17 protein-coding genes are annotated in these 19,742 nt (G+C 65.8%); 3 read left to right on the forward strand and 14 right to left on the reverse strand.

Annotated elements, in window-relative coordinates; translation table 11 throughout:
* Nucleotides 1-2: 2 nt before the first annotated feature.
* The 7 genes from AC1DVA_RS22055 to AC1DVA_RS22085 all read right to left on the reverse strand — a co-directional run bounded on the left by AC1DVA_RS22055 (nucleotide 3) and on the right by AC1DVA_RS22085 (nucleotide 8,489).
* Entirely contained in the window at nucleotides 3-1,670 is a 1,668-nt protein-coding gene (locus AC1DVA_RS22055; RefSeq protein ID WP_476807288.1) for an ABC transporter ATP-binding protein, read from the reverse strand.
* A complete protein-coding gene (locus tag AC1DVA_RS22060; RefSeq protein ID WP_265054531.1) occupies nucleotides 1,670-2,527 on the reverse strand; it encodes an ABC transporter permease in 858 nt (285 codons plus the stop codon). Before AC1DVA_RS22060 ends, AC1DVA_RS22055 begins: the two co-directional genes overlap by 1 nt.
* 2 nt (nucleotides 2,528-2,529) lie before the next feature.
* The gene (locus AC1DVA_RS22065; RefSeq protein WP_265054530.1) at nucleotides 2,530-3,480 is read right to left on the reverse strand and encodes an ABC transporter permease; all 951 of its coding nucleotides are present in this window, start codon (nucleotides 3,478-3,480) and stop codon (nucleotides 2,530-2,532) included.
* An 88-nt stretch (nucleotides 3,481-3,568) separates the two neighbouring features.
* Nucleotides 3,569-5,182: an ABC transporter substrate-binding protein gene (locus tag AC1DVA_RS22070; RefSeq protein WP_265054529.1), complete on the reverse strand. Its 1,614-nt coding sequence runs from the start codon at nucleotides 5,180-5,182 to the stop codon at nucleotides 3,569-3,571.
* Between the two features lie 64 nt (nucleotides 5,183-5,246).
* Complete coding sequence (locus AC1DVA_RS22075; RefSeq protein ID WP_265054528.1) at nucleotides 5,247-5,963, reverse strand: HAD-IA family hydrolase; 717 nt, start codon at nucleotides 5,961-5,963, stop codon at nucleotides 5,247-5,249.
* Nucleotides 5,964-6,246: 283 nt separating this feature from the next.
* Complete coding sequence (locus AC1DVA_RS22080; RefSeq protein WP_265054527.1) at nucleotides 6,247-7,623, reverse strand: aspartate aminotransferase family protein; 1,377 nt, start codon at nucleotides 7,621-7,623, stop codon at nucleotides 6,247-6,249.
* A 14-nt stretch (nucleotides 7,624-7,637) separates the two neighbouring features.
* The gene (locus AC1DVA_RS22085; RefSeq protein WP_265054526.1) at nucleotides 7,638-8,489 is read right to left on the reverse strand and encodes a GNAT family N-acetyltransferase; all 852 of its coding nucleotides are present in this window, start codon (nucleotides 8,487-8,489) and stop codon (nucleotides 7,638-7,640) included.
* Between the two features lie 320 nt (nucleotides 8,490-8,809).
* Between AC1DVA_RS22085 and AC1DVA_RS22090 the strand changes: the two genes are divergently transcribed.
* Nucleotides 8,810-9,478 (forward strand): haloacid dehalogenase type II, encoded by a 669-nt coding sequence (locus AC1DVA_RS22090; protein WP_265054525.1) that lies wholly within the window; start codon nucleotides 8,810-8,812, stop codon nucleotides 9,476-9,478.
* Between the two features lie 11 nt (nucleotides 9,479-9,489).
* Nucleotides 9,490-10,767, forward strand: coding sequence for an NAD(P)/FAD-dependent oxidoreductase (locus AC1DVA_RS22095; protein ID WP_320109570.1), 1,278 nt, complete (start codon nucleotides 9,490-9,492; stop codon nucleotides 10,765-10,767).
* Nucleotides 10,768-10,913: 146 nt separating this feature from the next.
* On the opposite strand, the gene AC1DVA_RS22100 is transcribed toward AC1DVA_RS22095, so the two are convergent.
* From AC1DVA_RS22100 to argE, 6 genes are all read right to left on the reverse strand, one after another.
* The gene (locus AC1DVA_RS22100) at nucleotides 10,914-12,377 is read right to left on the reverse strand and encodes an NAD-dependent succinate-semialdehyde dehydrogenase (RefSeq protein WP_476807289.1); all 1,464 of its coding nucleotides are present in this window, start codon (nucleotides 12,375-12,377) and stop codon (nucleotides 10,914-10,916) included.
* 13 nt (nucleotides 12,378-12,390) lie between these two features.
* Complete coding sequence (locus AC1DVA_RS22105) at nucleotides 12,391-13,434, reverse strand: tartrate dehydrogenase (RefSeq protein WP_265054524.1); 1,044 nt, start codon at nucleotides 13,432-13,434, stop codon at nucleotides 12,391-12,393.
* A gap of 11 nt (nucleotides 13,435-13,445) precedes the next feature.
* The gene (locus AC1DVA_RS22110) at nucleotides 13,446-14,909 is read right to left on the reverse strand and encodes an aldehyde dehydrogenase family protein (protein WP_265054523.1); all 1,464 of its coding nucleotides are present in this window, start codon (nucleotides 14,907-14,909) and stop codon (nucleotides 13,446-13,448) included.
* A gap of 133 nt (nucleotides 14,910-15,042) precedes the next feature.
* Nucleotides 15,043-15,396, reverse strand: a complete 354-nt coding sequence (locus tag AC1DVA_RS22115) for a cupin domain-containing protein (protein WP_265054522.1) — start codon at nucleotides 15,394-15,396, stop codon at nucleotides 15,043-15,045.
* A 31-nt stretch (nucleotides 15,397-15,427) separates the two neighbouring features.
* Complete coding sequence (locus AC1DVA_RS22120; protein WP_476807290.1) at nucleotides 15,428-16,351, reverse strand: 2-hydroxyacid dehydrogenase; 924 nt, start codon at nucleotides 16,349-16,351, stop codon at nucleotides 15,428-15,430.
* A 24-nt stretch (nucleotides 16,352-16,375) separates the two neighbouring features.
* Nucleotides 16,376-17,509 (reverse strand): acetylornithine deacetylase, encoded by a 1,134-nt coding sequence (argE, locus tag AC1DVA_RS22125; protein ID WP_265054520.1) that lies wholly within the window; start codon nucleotides 17,507-17,509, stop codon nucleotides 16,376-16,378.
* A gap of 207 nt (nucleotides 17,510-17,716) precedes the next feature.
* Between argE and AC1DVA_RS22130 the strand changes: the two genes are divergently transcribed.
* A complete protein-coding gene (locus tag AC1DVA_RS22130) occupies nucleotides 17,717-18,622 on the forward strand; it encodes a GNAT family N-acetyltransferase (RefSeq protein ID WP_265054519.1) in 906 nt (301 codons plus the stop codon).
* A 459-nt stretch (nucleotides 18,623-19,081) separates the two neighbouring features.
* On the opposite strand, the gene AC1DVA_RS22135 is transcribed toward AC1DVA_RS22130, so the two are convergent.
* Nucleotides 19,082-19,306, reverse strand: a complete 225-nt coding sequence (locus AC1DVA_RS22135; RefSeq protein WP_476807291.1) for a hypothetical protein — start codon at nucleotides 19,304-19,306, stop codon at nucleotides 19,082-19,084.
* Nucleotides 19,307-19,742 lie beyond the last annotated feature (436 nt).

Genomic DNA, 19,742 nt, shown 5'->3' on the forward strand with positions numbered 1-19,742 from the left:
CATCAGCGCTTCGAGAAGGCGGCGACGAGTTCCGGGTCACGTTCGAGCTTGTCGAGCCAGGCCGGGTCGAGCTTGGGTACCGACGACATCAGCAGGCGCGCATAGGGGTGGCCGCCGGCTTTGCCGACCTGGTCGGCCGGCAACTGCTCGACCTTCACGCCGCGATACATGACCGCGACCTCGTCGCAGATCGCCTGCACGGTCGTCAGGTCGTGGCTGATGAAGAGATAGGACAGGCCGAGCTCGCGCTGCAGGTCCTTGAGCAACTCGATGATGGCCGCGGCCACAACGGTGTCGAGCGCGGAGGTGATCTCGTCGCAGAGGATCAGTTCGGGATCGGCGGCCAGCGCTCGTGCCAGGTTCACGCGCTGCTTCTGCCCGCCCGACAATTCGCTCGGCAGCCGGTGCTTCAGGGCGCGAGGCAAGTGCACCAGCTCGAGCAGCCGGTCGATGCGCGCATCGCGGGCGGCGCCGCGCAGGCCGTGGTAGAAGGCAAGCGGCCGGCCCAGGATGTCCTCGATCGACTTGGCCGGGTTCAGCGCGGTATCTGCCGACTGGAACACGATCTGCAGCTTGCGCAATTCATCGACGCTGCGGTCCTGTGCCCGCGGTGCCATTGGCTTGCCGTTGAAGGCGATCGTGCCGGACGAGGGTGGGATGATGCCGGCGATGGAGCGGGCGAGCGTCGATTTTCCGCAGCCGGATTCGCCGATGATGCCGAGATTGCGCCCGCGCTCCAGCCTGAAGCTGACTTTGTCGACGGCCAGGATCAGCGGCGTTCCGTCCGCCTGCAGCTTGCCGTAGCCGGCGCTGATGGATGCGAGTTCCAGCACGGGGCGTGGAGCCGCGCCTTCCGGGCTCGCCACTTGTGCGGGGACGCGCCCGGGCGGCGCGAAGGCGGCGAGCAGTTCCTGAGTGTAGGGGTGCTTCGGCGCCGACAGGATCTGTGCGGTGGCACCGACTTCCTGGATGACGCCGCCCTTGAGCACGACGATGCGGTCGGCGATTTGGGCGACGACCGCCAGGTCGTGCGAAACATAGACGCCGGCCATCCGGCTCTGGCGCATCACGGATTTGAAGGCGCGCAGGACCTCGATCTGCGTGGTGACGTCGAGGGCGGTCGTCGGTTCGTCGAAGATCACGACCTTCGGATCGCCAATGAGCGCCATGGCCGCTGACAAGCGTTGCAACTGGCCGCCGGAAACCTGGTGCGGATAGCGCCCGCCGATCGTCTCGGGCGAGGGCAGTGAGAGCGCACGGAACAGGTCCACCGCCTTGGCCTCGGCCTCGGCACGCGGCATCAGCTCATGGATGCGGGTGATCTCGATCACCTGGTCCATGATCCGCTGCGCCGGATTGAAGGCAGCGGCCGCGCTCTGCGGCACATAGGAGACCGTGACGCCGCGGACCTTTGTTCGCTCCTTCTCCGGCAAGGCGGCCATGTCGCGGCCGTCGATGCGCACGCTGCCGCCGGTGATGCGGCAGCCTGCGCGCGTGTAGCCGAGCAGGGTCAGCGCGATCGTGGTCTTGCCCGAGCCGCTCTCGCCGATCAGCGCGACGATCTCGCCGGGCGCGATCTCGAAGCTCACGCCCTTGATGATTTCGACGCGGCGGCCGGCATCGGTGGTCGCCTCGACCTTGAGGTTCCGGATTTCGACGAGAGGGCTCATCATTCGCTCCGGTCGCGGATCTTCTGCGGCAGGTTGTCGATCAGCAGGTTCACCGCGATCGTCAGGCTGGCGATGGCGAAGGAAGGCGCCATCACGGCCGGCGAGCCGAACGGCAGCCCGCCGATATTCTCGCGCACCAGCGAGCCCCAGTCGGCCTCCGGCGGCTGCACGCCGAGGCCGAGGAAGGACAGGCCGGACAAAAGCAGCACGATGAAGACGAAGCGCAGCCCGACATCGGCCAGCACGGGCCCGGCGATGTTGGGCAGGATTTCGGCGCGGATCAGGTAGCTCAGCCTCTCGCCGCGGATGCGCGCCACGGTGACGAAATCCGTGGTGTTGACGTTGACCGCGAGCGCCCGGGCGAAGCGATAGGAGCCGGGCGTGTAGATGATGCCGAGGATCAGCATCAGCACAGGGATCGAGGAACCGACGCCGGCAACGGCGACGAGAGCGAACAGCTTGCTGGGGATCGAGCTGAGCGCATCGACGAAGCGGCTCAGCACCGTGTCGAACCAGCCACCGGTTACGGCCGCCGCCATGCCGAGCGTGACGCCGATGGTGCAGGCGATCAGCGTCGCCGCCAGCGAGATGCCGACGGTGTAGCGCGCGCCGAACATGATGCGCGAGAGCATGTCGCGGCCGAGATAATCCGTCCCGAGCGGAAACTGCAGGCTCATCGAGCCGAAATAGTCTGTGTCGACGATGTCGCTGATGCCATAGGGCGTCACATACGGCGCGAGGATCGCGACCGTTGCCCAGGCCAAGATGATGATCAGGCTGATCCAGCCCGTGAGGTTGAACCGATACCCGGCTCGGCGCGGGCTGGCGGCTGTCGTATTGGCTGCGTCGATGGCCATGGTCAGCGCAATTTCGGGTTGGACAGGATGGCGATGACGTCCGCCGTCGTGATCAGGAGCAGGTAGACGACGCAGAAGATCATCGCGCAGCTCTGGATGAGAGGTAGGTCTCGTGTCGCCACGGCATCGACCATCAACTTGGCGATGCCGGGATAGTTGAAGATCGTCTCGACGATGATGACGCCGCCGAGCAGATAGGAAAGCGACAGCGCGACGGCGTTGACGATGGGGCCGAGCGCGTTGGGCAGCGCATGGCGCAGCACGACCCGCGGGCGCGATGCGCCCTTGAGCTGCGCCATCTCGACATAGGGCGTGTTGAGCGCCTCTACGACGGCGGCGCGCGACATGCGGATCATCTGGGCCGAGATGACGAAGCTGAGCGTGAAGACCGGCATCGCGTAGATGCGCAGCATCTCGCCGAAGGAGTGGATATCCCGCGCGAAGGAAAGCGCCGGCAGCCATTTCAGCCAGACCGCGAAGATCAGCACGCCGGCGGTTGCGATCATGAATTCCGGCACCGAGATCACCGTGATCGTCGCCATTGTGACCGAGCGGTCGTAAAGCGAGCCGCGCAGCATGGCGGAGGTGATCCCGAGCGCGAGCGCGATCGGGACCGAGAAGAGCGCGGTTGCCGCCGCGAGCTGGAGCGAATTGCTGAGGCGCCCGGCGATGAGCTCCGCGATCGGCCGGTTATTGGCGTAGGAAATGCCGAGATCGCCTGTCAGCATGCCGCCGAGCCAGCGGAAGAAGCGCAGGATCGCCGGGTCGTTGAGATGCATCGCCGCGCGCAAGCCCGCCACGGCCTCAGGCGTCGCCGCCTGGCCGAGCAGCACCTCCGCCACGTCGCCGGGCAGGATCTGGGTGGCGCAGAACACCACGAAGGAGACGATCAGCAGCGTCAGCAACGCGACGAGCAGCCGTCCGCCCAGCAGGGACCACAGGTGAAGGTTCATCGACGCTCCCGCAGCTGACACCTCCAGGTGGAGTGTGACACGAAAGGGGGGCCGGACGCACGCGCCCGGCCCGCAGGAGAAAAGGGCTTTAGCCTTCGAGCCAGACGTACTCGGCGAAGGCGTAGCCCATCATCCCGCCAAGCGGATTGGGGAGCAGGCCCTTGAGCTTGTTCGAGATGGCGTCGACATTCGAGATGTAGACCGGGATCGCGGTGCCGGCCTCGTCGGCGACCATCACCTGCATCTCGCCATAGATCTGCTTGCGCTTGGCTTCGTCGAGCGAGCCGCGTGCCTCGAGCAGCATCTTGTCGAACTTCTCGGACTTGTACTGGCTCTCGTTCCAAGGCGCCGTGGAGGCGTAGAGCAGCGAGAATAGGATGTCCGGCGTCGGCCGCGGGTTGATGTTGCCGAAATGGACCGGGGCCTTCAGCCAGTAGTTCGACCAGTAGCCGTCCGAGGGAACGCGCTGGATGTCGAACTTCATGCCGATCGCGTTGCCGGCCTGCTGGATCAGCACGGCCATGTCGACCGAGGAGCCGGCGGCATCCGAGGCGACGATCGGGATCGACTGGCCGAGAACACCCGCCTTCTGGAAGAGCGACTTGGCGCGCTCGGGGTCGAACGCCTTCGGCTTCAGGTCCTTGTTGTGATAGACGTTCATCGGCGGAACGGGCTGGTCGTTGGCGATCTCGGCCAGGCCACGAAGCGCCGATTTCTGGATCTGCTCGCGGTTGAGCAGGTATTTCATGCCCGCCACGAAATCCGCCTTGTTGCCGGGCGCCATGTCCAGCCGCATGTTGAGGTCGGTGTAGTTGCCGGTCGTGGTCTTCGACAGCACCACGTTCGGTTGGCTCTCGACCAGGCGCATCGAGCGCGGGTTGATCGCGGCGGCCATCTGGATATCGCCCGAGAGCAGCGCGTTGACGCGCGCGGTGTCGTCGGTGATCGCGAAGAACTCGAAGGAGTCGAGGTTCGCGCCGCCGGACTTGAAGTAGTTCTTGTTCCTGACGGCGATCGAGCGCACGCCGGGCTCGAAGGACTCGCAGGTGAAGGCGCCGGTGCCGTTCGCCTTGGCGAAGTTCGTGGTGCCGTCGGCGATGATCATGAAGTGGTGCGTCGACAGGATGGTCGGCAGGTCGCCGTTCGGCGCCGCAAGCGTGATCTCGACGGTCAGCGGATCGACAGCCTTGAACTCCGTCATCTGCTTCGCAAGCGAGTTCGACTTCGAGCCGACGGCCGGATCGAGATGGCGCTTCAACGAGTAGATGACGTCGGCCGAGGTCAGCGGCTTGCCGTCATGGAAGGTGACGCCCTTCTTGAGCGTGACGGTCCAGACCTTGGCGTCCTTGGTCTCGAACTTGTCGGCGAGCTCCATCTGCAGCTTGCCGTCGCCGTCCAGGAAGGTCAGGCGGTTGTAGAAGGCGCAGCAGCGGACATAGTCCGTCGACAGCGAGGCCTTGGCCGGGTCGAGCGTGTCGGCGGTCGAGGAGGACCAGCCGGCAGCCTTCAGGTTGCCGCCCTTGACCGGCGTCGCCGCGAGCGCGGAGGTGGCGCGCGCCAGCACGAGGCTGCTGGCGGAGGCGGCGAGGCCGCCGGCCATCAGCATCTGCAGGAGGTCGCGGCGGCTGGCGCCGCGGCGGATCGCATTTTCGACGAAGGAGTCGTCGGCGCTCGTCCAGCTGGAAGAAATCTTATCGGTCATGCTCATTCCCCTGTTCTGATTTGCGCCGTTGTTCCGGCGTTGGTCTTCTTCGTTACGGGTTCCTTCAGGCTACCAGACTGCCCTCGGCAGCGTCGGCGAGCGCGCCCATCGAGGTGAAGTGGAAGTCGGGTTCGGTGAAGCGTTCAGGCTCGATCGTGCCGCCATAGCCGGGTTGGGCGTGCCGTCGCTGGATCCAGCAATTGGTCAGGCCCAACTTCCGGGAGATTCCGATGTCATGGTACTGGCTCTGCGCGACATGCAGGATCTGCTCGCGCGAGCCGCCATCCTTCTCGACGAAGGCGAAGACCTGCTCGAAGAAGGCCGGGTCGGGCTTTTCCGTGCCGGTATCGTCGACGGTGAAGCCGGCATAGAACGGGTTTCCGAGCGCGCTGGCGAAATGCTCGAACGCCCAGCGCTGGGCATTGGTCATCGCGATCAGCTTGTAGCGCTTCGACAAGCGGGCAAGTGCGTCGGCACTGTCCGGGAAGGGGCGCCAGTCCTTGACGGAGTCGCGCAGGCGCCGGGCATGGCTTTCGTCGGTCGGCAGGCCGAGCTTCGGTGCGATCAAACCGTAGACGCGGGCGAGATCGTCGGGGAAATGCTGTACATCGGGCATGTACCGGGCCGCTCGGTAGAGGCTGAGGGCTTGCTCGCCATCGAAGGGCGCTCCGGCCTCGCGGGCGATCTCCGCCAGACAATCGACGAGGCCGCCCTCGAAATCGATCAGCGTGCCCACGACGTCGAACGTCATATAGCGGAAGTCGCCGAAATTCTTAGCCATCGCCTCTCCGCTTCCCCCGCCGGTCGCAGGCGGGAATTCGTGGTCGTCAGCAAGCGCAGTCGCGTCGTCGCCGGGCTGCTTGGCCCCTGGTCGTAACGGTTGTGCTCTGTTCCCGGACCGTTCTTCGCCGGCCTCTTTCGAGTTTCTCACTGTCGGCTCGCCGGATTCGCTGAATGTCGAAAACCGCGCGGCACAAAATTCCGAATTCGCAGCCTTGGCGGAATATCGGCTCCCCGGGGAAGAATGTTCTCCCAGGGATCGCTGTCGTGAGTGTTCGGCCGTCTCACGCCATCGCGGCGCGCACATCCGGGTCGGCCAATGTCTCGTCGAGCGTCGCGCGGGTCCGCTCGACGATCGCGTCGATCTCGGCCTCGGTGCAGCATAGCGGCGGGGCATAGCCCAGTACGCCGTTGCCAAAGGCGCGGATGACGAGGCCCTTGTCCCAGGCCCGGTCGAAGATGCGTTGGGCCGGCACGGCAGCGGCGGGAAGTGGCGTCTTCCTGGCCTTGTCGGTCACGAGTTCGACGGCGGCCAGCATGCCGCGGCCGCGCACTTCGCCGACGAGGGGATGGTCCCCGAGGCTTTCCAGGCCTGCCATGAGGCGCGCGCCGGCCTTGCGACCGTTGTCGAGCAGGCCGTTCTCGTAAAGCCTGAGCACCTCGAGGCCGACCGCGGCACTGACCGGATGGGCCGAATAGGTGTAGCCATGGCCCACCGCGGCCGCGCCCGAGCCGTCCGCGATGACGTCGTAGACCTTCTGGGACATCAGCACGGCGCCCATCGGCACATAGCCAGAGGTCAGCCCCTTCGCGACGGTCATCAGGTCGGGGACGATATCTTCGTCCTCGCAAGCGAAGAGCGGGCCGGTACGTCCGAAACCGGTGATGACCTCGTCGGCGACGAAGAGGATGTCGAGCTCGCGGCAGAGCTCGCGGATCGCCTTGACCCAGCCGGGCGGCGGAACCAGCACGCCGCCTGAGCCCTGGATCGGCTCGCAATAGAAGGCCGCGACGCGATCGGGGCCTCCCACTGCGTCGACCTTGGTCCGAAGCGCTGCCAGCGAGGCCGCGATGACGGCTTCAGGCGCGGAGCCCACCGGGTTGCGATAGGTGTAATGCGACGGAATCTTGTGCTGCCAATCATAGGGCACGCCGAAGCCGGCATGGAAGGCGGGCAGGGCGGTCAGGCCGGCGCCGACGGTCGAGGAGCCGTGATAGCCCTGCTCCATCGAGATGAACTGGTCCTTCTCCGGCTTGCCGCGCGCCTGCTGGTAATAGCGGATGAAGCGGACCGTGCTGTCGACGGCGTCGGAACCGCCGAGCGTGAAGTAGACGCGGTTCAGGTCGCCGGGCGAACGCTCGGCGAGCTCGGCCGCCAACCGGATCGCGGGCTCGGAGCCGAGGCCGAAATAGCCCGTCGCATAGGCCAGTTCGCGCATCTGGTTCGCGGCGGCCTCGACGATGCTCTCATGGCCGTAGCCGGCATTCACGCACCACAGCCCGGCGAAACCATCGATGAGCTGCTTGCCGGAAGCGTCCGTGATGGTGGCGCCCTTCGCAGAGCGCAGCACGCGCACGCCTGCCTTCTCATGGCCGCGATAGGAAGCGACCGGGTGAATCCAGTGCTCGCGATCGAGTTCGATCAGGGAATTGCTCAACATGGCGGGTCTCCTGCTTATCCGAGCGCCTGACTGGCGAGAGCGAAGGGTTTGGCGGGGCCGAGCGGCTGCCGGCTTACCGCGTTGCGGCGCATGGCGATGCCGCCGCCGACGCCAACGAGGCCACGTGCGGAAAGCCATGGCGAAAGCTCATGCCATTCGGCCGTGTCGACGCGCAGGAAGGCGCCGGGGCGGCTGGCGATCAGGAAGCTCATGAGGTTCTGCGCCTGTTCCAGGGTATTCGCGACAACCGGTCCGATCACCTCGCCGCGGCCGAACGGACGCAGCGCGGCGTAGCCGACGATCCGGCCGGCTTCCCGCAGCACGACCATTCGCCCGGCTTCGGCCAGGAGCCTGAGCAGAGGGCGGCGATCAATCCCCTGCGCCTCCAGGTCGAGCGCGACGACCGCGGGGAAGTTCTCCGGACCGGCCCAATCCAGCTCGATGGCATCGTTCGCGGCGTCCGCCGGCAGCGGCGCGGGGATGCCCTGGTGCTGGCGGATCTCATGCGTCGCATTGAACCCGAGCTTCTCATAGAGAGGCAGGCCGTCAGCGGTCGCGGTGAGACGGCATTCGCGCGCACCACAGGCTTGCAGGGCGGCATCCATCAGCTTCCGGCCAAGCCCGCGTCCGCGCATGCTGGCTGCGACGATGACCATGTTGACGGTCGCGCGAACGTCTCCGAAGGGCGTCAACATCGCAGTGCCGACCACGACATCGCCCTGGAGTGCAACGAAGCCGTGGCTGAGGGCCAGCAGCATCGCCCAGTCCTCGCGCCGATGGGGCCAGCCCGCCTCGCGCGAGAGCAGAACGGCGCCATCGAGATGGCATTCGTCGAACGCGACGAGATCGATCGTTTCCTGGTCCATGATGCTTCGCTTCGTATCCGTTGCATCATGGATAGCCGGTGCGCCGGCGCAGTTGCTTCTGAGGAGTGGCCTGACGCGATATCTTCGGCCGTAGGAATGCGCGGCGACCGCATGGAATGCCACGGCGGGCGATAAGGCGCCGGCAATCGGCAAGCGAGGTCCGCCCCCGCCGCGATGCAGGCGAAACTCTCTGCCATAGCCTCATGGGCGGACGGCAGTTTGTGCTTCCTGCCGCCGGCAATGCGGTGCTCGCGCCGTTCTGCCGGGAGCTATGATCCCGGTAACGGACACAACCGTTTCGCCACAGGGGACTTCCGCGGATGACCGTCATCAAGCCCAAATTCGTGACTTTCGACTGCCATGGCACGCTGATCTATTTCGCCATGGATAAGGCCGCGCGCGCGCTTTACGCCGACAAACTGGACGAGCCGGCGATGCGGACGTTCATCACGAATTTCTCAGCCTACCGGCTCGACGAGATCCTCGGCGACTGGAAGCCCTATGAAGAGGTCGTCTACAATTCGCTGGAGCGGACCTGCCGCCGGAACGGGATCGCCTTCCGTCCCGAGGATGCGCGCTGGATCTATGAGCAGGTGCCGACCTGGGGACCGCATGCGGACGTGCCGGAGGGCCTTGCCAACGTGGCGAAGGAAATCCCACTCGTCATTCTCTCCAATGCGGATAACGACCAGATTCCTCATAACGTCGCGCGGCTCGGCGCGCCCTTCCATGCGGTCTACACGGCTGAGCAGGCCCGATCCTACAAGCCGCGCATGAAGGGCTTCGAGTTGATGTTCGACATGCTCGGCTGCGGTCCGGACGACGTCTGCCACGTCTCGTCATCGTTCCGCTACGACCTGATGACGGCCCACGACCTCGGCATCAAGAACAAGGTCTGGGTCAATCGCGGGCACGAGCCGGCGAATCCGTATTACGGCTATACGGAGATCAAGGACATCTCGGGCCTGCCCGGCGTGTTCGGGCTCTGAGGCCGCGGCCGATGCAGTTCAAATCCTATTGGCATGATATGGCGGCGCCCTTCACCGGCGCCGCCGAGGGGCCGGTCGAAGGTTCTTATGACGTTGCCGTCGTCGGCGGCGGCTTCACCGGCCTCGCCGCGGCGCGTCAGCTCGCCATGGCCGGCGCCAGGGTCGTCGTGCTGGAGGCGGAAAGCGTCGGCTACGGAGCCTCGGGCCGCAATGGCGGCCATCTCAACAACGGTCTCGCTCATAGCTTCATCGCCGCCAAGGCGGCGCTGGGCACCGAGCGGGCCGTCGCACTCTACAAGGCCTTCGACGATTCCGTCGATACGATCGAGCGGATCGTCGCCGAGGAGGACATCGACTGCTCCTTTCGGCGCGCGGGCAAGCTCAAGCTCGCCTCGAAGCCGGAGCATGTCGCCTCGCTCACCCGCAATTTCGAGGTGCTGCATCGCGAGGCCGATCCCGATACGGCCATGCTGAGCCGGGCCGAGCTCGCCGGTGAGATCGGCTCCGAAAGCTTCCATGGCGCGATGCTCTCGAAGAAGAGCGCCATGATGCATATGGGTCGCTTCGTGACTGGCCTGGCCACCGCAGCCGCCCGGCACGGCGCCGTCATCCACGAACATGCGCCCGTGACCGAGCGGCGGCGGGAGGGAGGGCGGCATGTTCTCCAGACGCCGCGCGGAAGCATTTCGGCGAAGGACGTTCTCGTCGCGACGGGAGCCTATACCTCCGGGCCATTCGCCTGGTTCCGGCGCCGGATCATTGCGGTCGGCAGCTTCCTGATCGCGACGCGGCCGCTGAGCGAGGCCGAGGTCGCGGCGACCATGCCGGGCAACCGCACGGCCGTGACCTCGCTCAATATCGGCAACTACTTTCGTCTCGCGCCGGACAACCGACTGATCTTCGGCGGGCGGGCGCGTTTTTCCGCGACCTCGGACCAGACGTCCGACGCCAAGAGCGGCGCGATCCTGCGTGCGAGTCTCGCCGGCATCTTCCCGCAGCTCAGAGATGTCGAGATCGACTATTGCTGGGGCGGTCTGGTCGACATGACCAAGGATCGCTATCCCCGTGCCGGCTACGAGGACGGCGTCTGGTACGCGATGGGCTATTCAGGCCACGGCGCGCAGATGTCGACGCATCTCGGCATGATCATGGCCGACGCGATCCTCGGCCGGCCCGACCGGAATCCGCTGAAGGGTTTGTCGTGGCCGGCGGTGCCCGGCCATTTCGGCAAGCCCTGGTTCCTGCCGCTGGTCGGGCTCTATTACAAGGCGCTCGATCGCTTCCAGTAAGGCGCTGGAAACAAGCCGTCAATGCTCGGGCTTGACCCGAGCATCTCATGCCGGATGAGGTTTCCTGCGCCCCTCTTTCCAGAGATTCTCGGGTCAAGCCCGAGAATGACGCTCTGCCGTCGCCTGGGTTGTAGCGAGCGGCCTGCTCAGCCGAGCCCGCCGATATGGAAGGCCTTGACCTCGAGATATTCCTCGATGCCCAGCCGCGAGCCTTCGCGCCCGAGGCCCGATTGCTTGACGCCGCCGAAGGGCGCGACCTCCATCGAGATCGCGCCGGTATTGAGCCCGACCATTCCGAACTCGAGCGCCTCGCCGACGCGCCAGGAACGCCGAATGTCCTGGGTGAAGAAATAGGAGGCGAGTCCGAAGGGCGTGTCGTTGGCGATGCGGATGGCTTCCTCCTCGCTGCCGAAGCGGAACAGCGGCGCGACCGGGCCGAAGGTCTCCTCGCCGGCGAGCTGCATCTCGGTGGTCGCATCGCCGAGGACGAGCGGCGTGGCGTATTGCGCGCCCTTCGGCATCTCGCTCGCGGCTGCGAGGCGCGTGGCGCCCTTCGACAGGGCATCGTCGACATGGCGCTCGATCTTCTCGATCGAGGCACGGTTGATCATCGGCCCGATATCGACGCCGGCCTGCGTGCCGGGGCCGACCTTCATCGCCGCGACGCGGGCCGAAAGCCTGTCGGCGAAGCGATCATAGATGGCATCCTGCACCAGTATGCGGTTGGCGCAGACGCAGGTCTGGCCGCCATTGCGAAATTTCGAGACGAGCACGCCCTCGATCGCGAGATCGAGATCGGCGTCGTCGAAGACGATGAAGGGCGCGTTGCCGCCGAGCTCCAGGCTGAGCCGCTTGATGCCGTCAGAGGCCTGCCGCATCAGTAGCGCGCCGACCCGCGTGGAGCCGGTGAAGGAGATCTTGCGGACAGTCGGGTTACCGGTGAGCTCGGCGCCGATCGCGGCGGGCATGCCGGTGACGATGTTGATGACGCCGGCCGGGATGCCGGCCCGCTCCGCCAAAACGCCGAGCGCCAGCGCCGAAAAAGGTGTCAGCTCCGAAGGCTTGATCACTACAGTGCAACCAGCCGCCAATGCCGGCGCTACCTTTCGGGTGATCATCGCGTTCGGGAAGTTCCAGGGCGTGACGATGCCGCAGACGCCGACCGGCTGCTTCATCACGATGATGCGTCGGTCAGCGGTCGGGGCAGGGATCGTCGATCCGTCGATGCGCCGCGCTTCCTCGGCGAACCATTTGACGAAAGAAGCGCCGTAGCGGATTTCGCCGCGCGCCTCCGCCAGTGGCTTCCCCTGCTCGCGCGTCAGGATCAGGGCGAGGTCCTCGACATGCTCCAACATCAGCGCGTGCCAGGCTTCCAGCAGCGCAGCGCGCTCGGCATTCGGCTTGGCACGCCAGGCGCCGAAGGCGGCGGACGCGGCCTCGACCGCGGCGCGCGTGTCAGTGCCATCGGCATCCGGCACGGAGCCGATGGCAACTTGCGTCGACGGGTCGATCACGTCGAGCGTGCGGCCGGAAGCGGCGGGCCGCCAGTTGCCGCCGACGAGGCAGGCTTCACGTAAAAGGGCGGGGTCGCGAAGGGTTTGAATTGCCATGGTTCAGTCTCCGTCAGCCGAGCGCCGAGAGCACGGCGGCGGTGATGTCCTGGGTCTTGTGCTTGCCCGGCTCGGAGCCGATACCACGGGCCGTGGCGGCTTCGATCGCCGTCATCACGGCGCCTGCCGCGCCTGCCTCGCCGAGATGCTCCAGCATCATCGCGCCGGACCAGATCGCGGCGATCGGATTGGCGATGCCGAGATGGGCGATATCGGGGGCCGAGCCATGCACGGGCTCGAACATCGAGGGCGCATTGCGCTCGGGGTTGATGTTGGCGGAAGCGGCGAAGCCGAGACCGCCCTGGATCGCGGCGCCAAGGTCGGTCAGGATGTCGCCAAAGAGGTTGGAAGCGACCACCACGTCGAGGCTTTCCGGCGCCATCACCATGCGCGCGGCCATGGCGTCGATATGGTAGTTGGTGACCTCGATATCGGGGTAGTCGGACGCGACCAAGGCAGTGATCTCGTCCCAGAACACCATCGAGTATTTCTGGGCGTTCGATTTCGTCACCGAGGCAAGCTTGCCGCGGCGCTTCCGCGCCTGCTCGAAACCGAAGCGCAGGATGCGCTCGACGCCCTTGCGCGTGAAGACCGAGGTTTCGACCGCGACTTCGTCGAGCGTGCCGTTATGGACGCGCCCGCCGGCACCGGCATATTCGCCCTCGGTATTCTCGCGGATGCAGAGGATGTCGAAGGCGCTCGCGCGCAGCGGCCCCTCGACGCCCGGCAGCAGGCGGTGCGGACGGATATTCGCGTATTGCACGAAGGCCTTGCGGATCGGCAGCAGGAGCCCGTGCAGCGAGACCGAATCCGCCACGCGCTTGGGCCAGCCGACGGCGCCGAGCAGGATGGCGTCAGAGCCGCGCAAGGTCTCGATGCCGTCGGCCGGCATCATCGCGCCAGTCTTGTCGTAGAAGTCGCAGGACCACGGGAACGTCGTCCCTTCGAGTTTGAAGCCCGCGCCATGCGCGGCGCGTCCGAGCACCTCCCAGGCGGCCTCGGTAACGGCGACACCGATGCCGTCGCCGGGGATCAGGGCAATCTTGTAGGATTTCACGGGGAGACTCCTCAAAGGGCGATCAGGACGCTTTTCGATTTGCGGTTCGCGAGATAGGCCTCGCGTCCCAGGTCCTTGCCGAGGCCGGACTGCTTGTACCCGCCGGTCGGGAGGATGTGGTCGCGCGAGCGGCCATAGCGATTGACCCAGATGGTGCCGGCCTGCAGGCTGTTGATCGCGCGCAGCGCCCGTGAGAGGTCGCGGGTGTAGAGGCCGGCGCAAAGCCCGTAGGTCGGGTGATCGGCGAGCCCGAGCCCTTCCTCTTCCTCCCGGAAGGTCTGGACGGTCAGGACCGGCCCAAAGATTTCCTCGGTCACGGCAGGCGAGGTGGCGTCGATGTCTTCCAGCACGGTCGGCGCATAGAAATAGCCGGCGTGGTCGAGGCGTTCGCCGCCGAGCCGGCAAGTGGCGCCGCGCGCGACCGCCGCATCGACGATGCTTGCCATGCGGCCGATCTGCCGTTCCGAGATTATCGGCGAATAGGCGCTTGCCGCATCCCAGGTCGCACCCAGCCGGACCGCGCGCATGCGGTCGACGATGAGCCCGACCAGTTCCTCCGCGACGCTTTCCGCCACGATCAGGCGAGAGCCGGCAACGCAGGCCTGGCCGGCATTGCCGAGAACGCTGCGGGCGATGGCGGCGGCGGCGAGCGGCAGGTCGGCGTCGGCGAAGACGAGCTGCGGGCTCTTGCCGCCGAGTTCGAGCGTCATCGGCTTGATGCCGGTGCGGGCGATGTTCTCCATGATGGCGGCGCCGGCGGCGGTCGAGCCGGTGAAGCTGACCTTGGCGATATCGGGATGGCCGGTGATCGCCGTGCCGGTCGTCCGGCCGTCGCCGAGCACGATGTTGATGAGCCCTGCCGGCAATCCGGCGCGAACCGACAGTTCCGCCAGATAAAGCGTCGCGAAGGGCGTCATCTCGGATGGCTTCAGCACGACGGCATTGCCGGCCGCGAGCGCGGGGCCGAGCTTCCAGCCGGCCATGTTGACCGGAAAGTTCCAGGGCGTGATGGCGCCGACCACGCCATAGGGTTCGGTCGCGATCATGCCGAAGCTGTCGGAGCCGGTCGGGACGAGGTCGCCGCCTTCCTTGTCGGCGAATTCGGCGAAGAAGCGGATCTGCTCCGCTGTGACGGGGATGTCGCCCGCCATCAATTCGGAGATCGGCCGGGTCGAGGCGATCGCCTCCAGCCGCGCCAGCGTTTCCGCTTCCGCCTCGATGAGATCGGCCCAGCGATGCAGCGCGCGGGCACGCTCGCGCGGCGCCAGGCGCCCCCAACCGCTCAGCGCCAGCGCGGCCTTCGCGGCGCCCACCGCGCGGTCGACGAGGTCCGCGTCGGCGACGGGACAGGCGGCAAAGGCGACCGCGTCGGAGGGGCGATGCAGGTCGATTCCATCCCTGGCGTCGACCCATTCGCCGGCGATGAAATGGCCGCGCGGGAGCGTGACCGAAGCGGGATCGAAACTCAGCGACAAGGGTGCATCTCCGGATGACGGTCGCCCGAGCGTAGTTCGGTCCGGCCCGAAGTTTGCGCCTGTGAGGGCCGCTCGATCGACCGGAAATCCTGTTTGCGGGGTCCCGAGCGGCCGATTCTTCGGCAAGCTCAGGTCAGCCGACGATCACGTAGATCTTTCGGACGGTCTCGATCGTCTTCCAGATGCCGACGAAGCCGGGCTTCATGACGAAGCTGTCGCCGGCGCGAAAGGTGCGCGGCGGCTGACCTTCTTCGGCCAGTTCGATCACGCCCGACAGGATGTAGCAGAACTCCACCGTCTCGCCCTTGATCGAGCGGGTTTCGCCGGGCGTTGCTTCCCATACACCGGTGCGCACGGGTTCGCCGCGGGACTGGTCCTGGGCCCAGGTGTTGAACGTAGGAGTCCCGGAAATCAGGCGGTCTGCGGCCGCCGTGGAATGCTTGGGCTCGCTGGTGGGAGCAAGGTCGAGCTTGATGAGGAGCGACATTGGAATTCCTTTCGTTCGGGTTTGGAGAGATTCAGTAGCCACGGCTGCGGTCGACCAGCCCGATCGGCGGCAGGCCGGAGCGGTGACGGCGGAGGTTCTCGACGACGGCCCTGGCCGCGGGAGCTGCCTCGACCTTGCTGGCGATATGCGGCGTCAGGATCACCTTGGGATGGCTCCACAGGCGATGATCGGCCGGCAGCGGCTCCGGCTCCGTGACATCGAGCACGGCGGCCGACAGATGGCTGCTGTCGAGCGCATCGATGAGGGCGGCATGGTCGAGATGCTGGCCGCGGCCGACATGCACGAGGCCGGCGCCGACGGGCAGCTTCGCGAAAAGTTCCGCATCGAGAATTCCGGCGGTATCAGGCGTGAGCGGCAGCAGGCAGATCAGGATGTCGGTTTCGGCGAGCAGGGTGGAGAGACCCGCTTTTCCATGGAGGCAACGAATGCCCTCGATCGCTCGTGGCGAGCGGCTCCATCCTGTAATCGGGAAGCCGAAGGGTTTGAGGCGCTCGATGACGGCCGATCCCATCATGCCCAGCCCCAGCACGCCGATCCGCCTGTCCGGGGCGGATACGATATCGTAAGGCTCCCAGTGCGCGGCCCTCTGCTGGGCGATATAGAGCGGCCATTGCCGATGCAGGGCGAGCACACTGAGCGTGACATATTCCTGCATCATGCGGGTGATGCCGTCCTCGACCATGCGGACGACGAGGACCTCGGTGGGCAATCCGTCCGTGTTCATCTGGTCGATCCCGGCCCCGATCGAGAACAGGATCTCCAGATTTGAGAAGTGGTGGAGATTTTCCGGAGCCGTCCAGGTGATCAGATAGCGGATCTCGGCGGGATCGTGGGGATCGCTGCTTCTGATGAAGCGGATATCGGGCATGTCTTCCGCAAAACGCGCCGCGAAAGCCCGCGCCCGCTCGTCGGTCGAATTGAACAGGAAGGTCAAGGCGCGCTCCTTGGGACCGGGAGATCAGGGTGCTTTCTGCGCGAACTCCGCGCAGAGCCGTTCGAGCATGTCGACATAGCCCGCGAGTTCGTCGCGCGTGATATATTCGTCGGGCTTGTGAGCGCGCACGATGTCGCCCGGGCCACAGATGATCGCGTCGATACCCGCCGCCTGGTAGAGGCCGGCCTCCGTGCCGTAGCTCACCGCCGCCAGAGCATCCTTGCCCGTGACTTGCGCCAGCAGCCGGGCGATCGGCGCCTGGGCCGGAAGAGACAGTGCGGGATAGCCGGCGATCGACTGCCAGCTGGTTTCGAATCCTTCGCTCCGCAGGCTTTCAAGCGCCTCGCGCACCGGTTCGAGCAAGGTTGCCGGCGAAACGCCGGCGATGGCGCGCGCCTCGATCTCGATGATGCAGCTTTCCGGGATGATGTTGAGCGCGTCACCGCCGCGGATCGTGCCGATCTGGATCGTGGAGTAGGGCGGTTCGAATACGGGATCGAGCGGGCCGCCGCTCAGCCCTGTAGCAGCATCGTTGGCGGCCGCGATCACCCGCCCCATCGCATGAATGGCGTTGAGGCCGAGATCGGGGCGGGAGGAATGGCCGGCCCGGCCGTGAACCTCCACGCGCGCGGCGGCCTTGCCCTTATGGGCGAGGATCGGCCTGAGCCCGCTCGGCTCGCCGATGACGGCTGCCACAGGGAGGGCACACAGCGAAGGCAACGCGGCGATGAGATGGGGAACGCCGCGGCAACCCGCCTCTTCGTCATAGGAGAATGCGAGATGGATCGGCCGCGCAGGCTTCAGGGCAACGAGCGTCGGAACGATCGCGAGCGCCGCTGCGAGAAAGCCCTTCATGTCGCTCGTGCCGCGGCCGAACAGCTTGTCGCCCTCCATGCGCAACTGAAACGGAGCGGCGCTCCATTGCGGCTCCTGCGCCGGGACGACGTCCATATGGCCGGACAGGACGAGGCCGGGGACATCTCGCGGGCCGATCGTGGCGAACAGGTTCACCCGGTCGCCTTCGGGGCCGGTGAGAAGTTGCGCTTCGATGCCGAGATCGTCGAGATATTGCGCAATCCAGCCCGCGATGGCGGCGTTGGGCCGCCCCACCACGGAGGGGAATTGGATCAATGCCTTCAGGATTTCTTCGGGCGTCACAAACGGCTCCGGCTCCAGCTGCGCTCGCAACACGATAAGGGCTGTGCGCCGGTGATCGGATCGTTTTCGTTGCCGTCTGACGCACTTCCCTGCCGAAATGTCGTGAAAGAACGGTGCTTCCTGTTGCCGGATTGGTTTTACAACCGATCGGTAACCTGGCCGGAGCCTGCGGCCGGGCAAAGCCGTGGACACGGTGGAGGGCGCGCTTTGGAGACGATCGCTCGACTGAAGATCGACACGTTCGAGCTCACGTTGCTCGATATCAAGCAGGTCGATCCCCAGTTGCTGCATGCGCTTTCCATTTCGGTGGGGTGGCCGCATCGGAACAGCGACTGGCAGATGCTGCTCGAACTGGGACAGGGGCTCGCCGCCGTCGACGAGATCGGGCGGGTGGTCGGAACCGTGATGTGGCTGCGCTACGAGGCGGATTTCGCCATGGTCTGCATGCTCATCACTCTGCCTCGGCTGCAGGAGCAAGGCGCGGGCCGCTGGCTTATGGAAAAGGCGCATGAGCTGAACGAGGGGGCCGTCTTCGGCCTCAATGCGACGCGAGAGGCAAAGCGGCTATACCGTTCGCTCGGATACGGTTACGAGCAGAAGATTCTGCGGTACCAGGGACAGGTGACGCCAGAGAGACGGGCTACCGGAATGGCGACGCATTCGCCCAAAGCGGAGGGCCTGGTTCGCCCTGTCGCTGCCAGTGATTACGACAGCCTTCTGCGGCTCGACCATGCTGCGACCGGCCATGATCGCTCCATTGTTTTCCAGGCCTTGCTGCCCGGGTCATCGGGACAAGTCCTCATTCGGAACGACGAGATCGCCGCCTTCGCCCTGTGCCGGCCTTTCGGCCGGGGGCATGTCCTCGGCCCCATCGTCGCGGCTAGCGAGGACGATGGGATCGCCGTCTCGCGCCCTCACGTCGAGGCCCATGCAGGGAGCTTCCTGCGCGCGGACACGCCGGCCAACAATTCCGTCTTTACGAACTTCCTTATCGAGAGCGGCATGCAAATCCACGATAGCGCCACGTCGATGGGGCTGGGGCGAGCGCCGTTCGCGCCGCGATCGGCTAACGGCCCGCGCCGCATCGCACTTGCCAGCCAGGCTATCGGTTAAAGCCGCTGCACCGGCGACGAAGATCACAAGCCCCGCGGGGAAGGACGCAGCCATGCCCCCGATGGGCGGCGGCGGCATGGGCGGCATGGACTTCTGATCCCCGCACCGTCGCATTCTGCAAAGAATATGGAAGGCCCGGCGCAAGCCGGGCCTTCTCTTTTGGGGCGAGTTAGGCCAAGGCTCTCACCGGGGGATGAGAACCCGCGGTGAGAGCCTTGGCTGATTGCCGACAAGCATCTCCAAAGCGCAGCGCGATGGCGAGGTCCCACCAGGACCCTGGCTTCTCTTCGAAGTCGGCGCGAAGGCCTCTTYATGATCGGGTCGGATCGCTGGCGGAAATCGATGGCGCTTATAGCGGATGCAGGGCTGAGACATGCCCGCCCATCTAAATTTCGCCGCTCAGACCCAGTTAACGTACATCGCCCTTGGGCTTTGGCTCATAGACCGCGCGATCCCGGATCAAACGCGCATCACGAACCGATCGCTGAAGGCCATTGCGTCTTTCGCGTTGGAAAGACTCACGCGGATGCGCCGGTGCTTCGGCTCCATGGAGATGCGTACTTGATGCGGGATCTCGCGTTCCATCAGCCATAGCCCAATGTCGAACAGGTGCTCGTTCAAGATGCGCGGTTCGAGCGGGAGGTCGATCGAGAGTCCCCCCACGACGTCGACAGGGGTGGTCACGGCGATGCCAGATCTCTGAATGCCGTCCTCCTGTGGCTCAAGACGATGGCACACTGGTCTAATCCTCTTTGCCCGACTGCTGGAGCCCAAAGCCCAGTCGGCGTAAGGCGTGTTCTTGGCCACATGGCGATCGAAGTCCCGAGCTCCGGCCACCATCACACGGATTCGAGCTCGCCGAGCGCAATGTTGGGTTGGCGCGTCGAATGCTGTTAGGGCGATGCAATTCGCCCTATTTCCGCCGTTCGCACGCCTCCCCGCGCAACGAGCATCCATGAGATCCGCGACAGCTGCATGACGGCGCGAAGGTATCGCTCAGTAGCGCCGTTGCGGTCGATTGACCCGTAACGGGCGCCCGGTTTCCGGATGGCGTTCGACAAGGAACCCGCTTGCCCGCGGCGAGGCCGACCATTCGAGGAACTGGACCAGGCTGTCGACC

It is taken from the genome of Allobosea sp. P4_C6 (assembly GCF_056402015.1).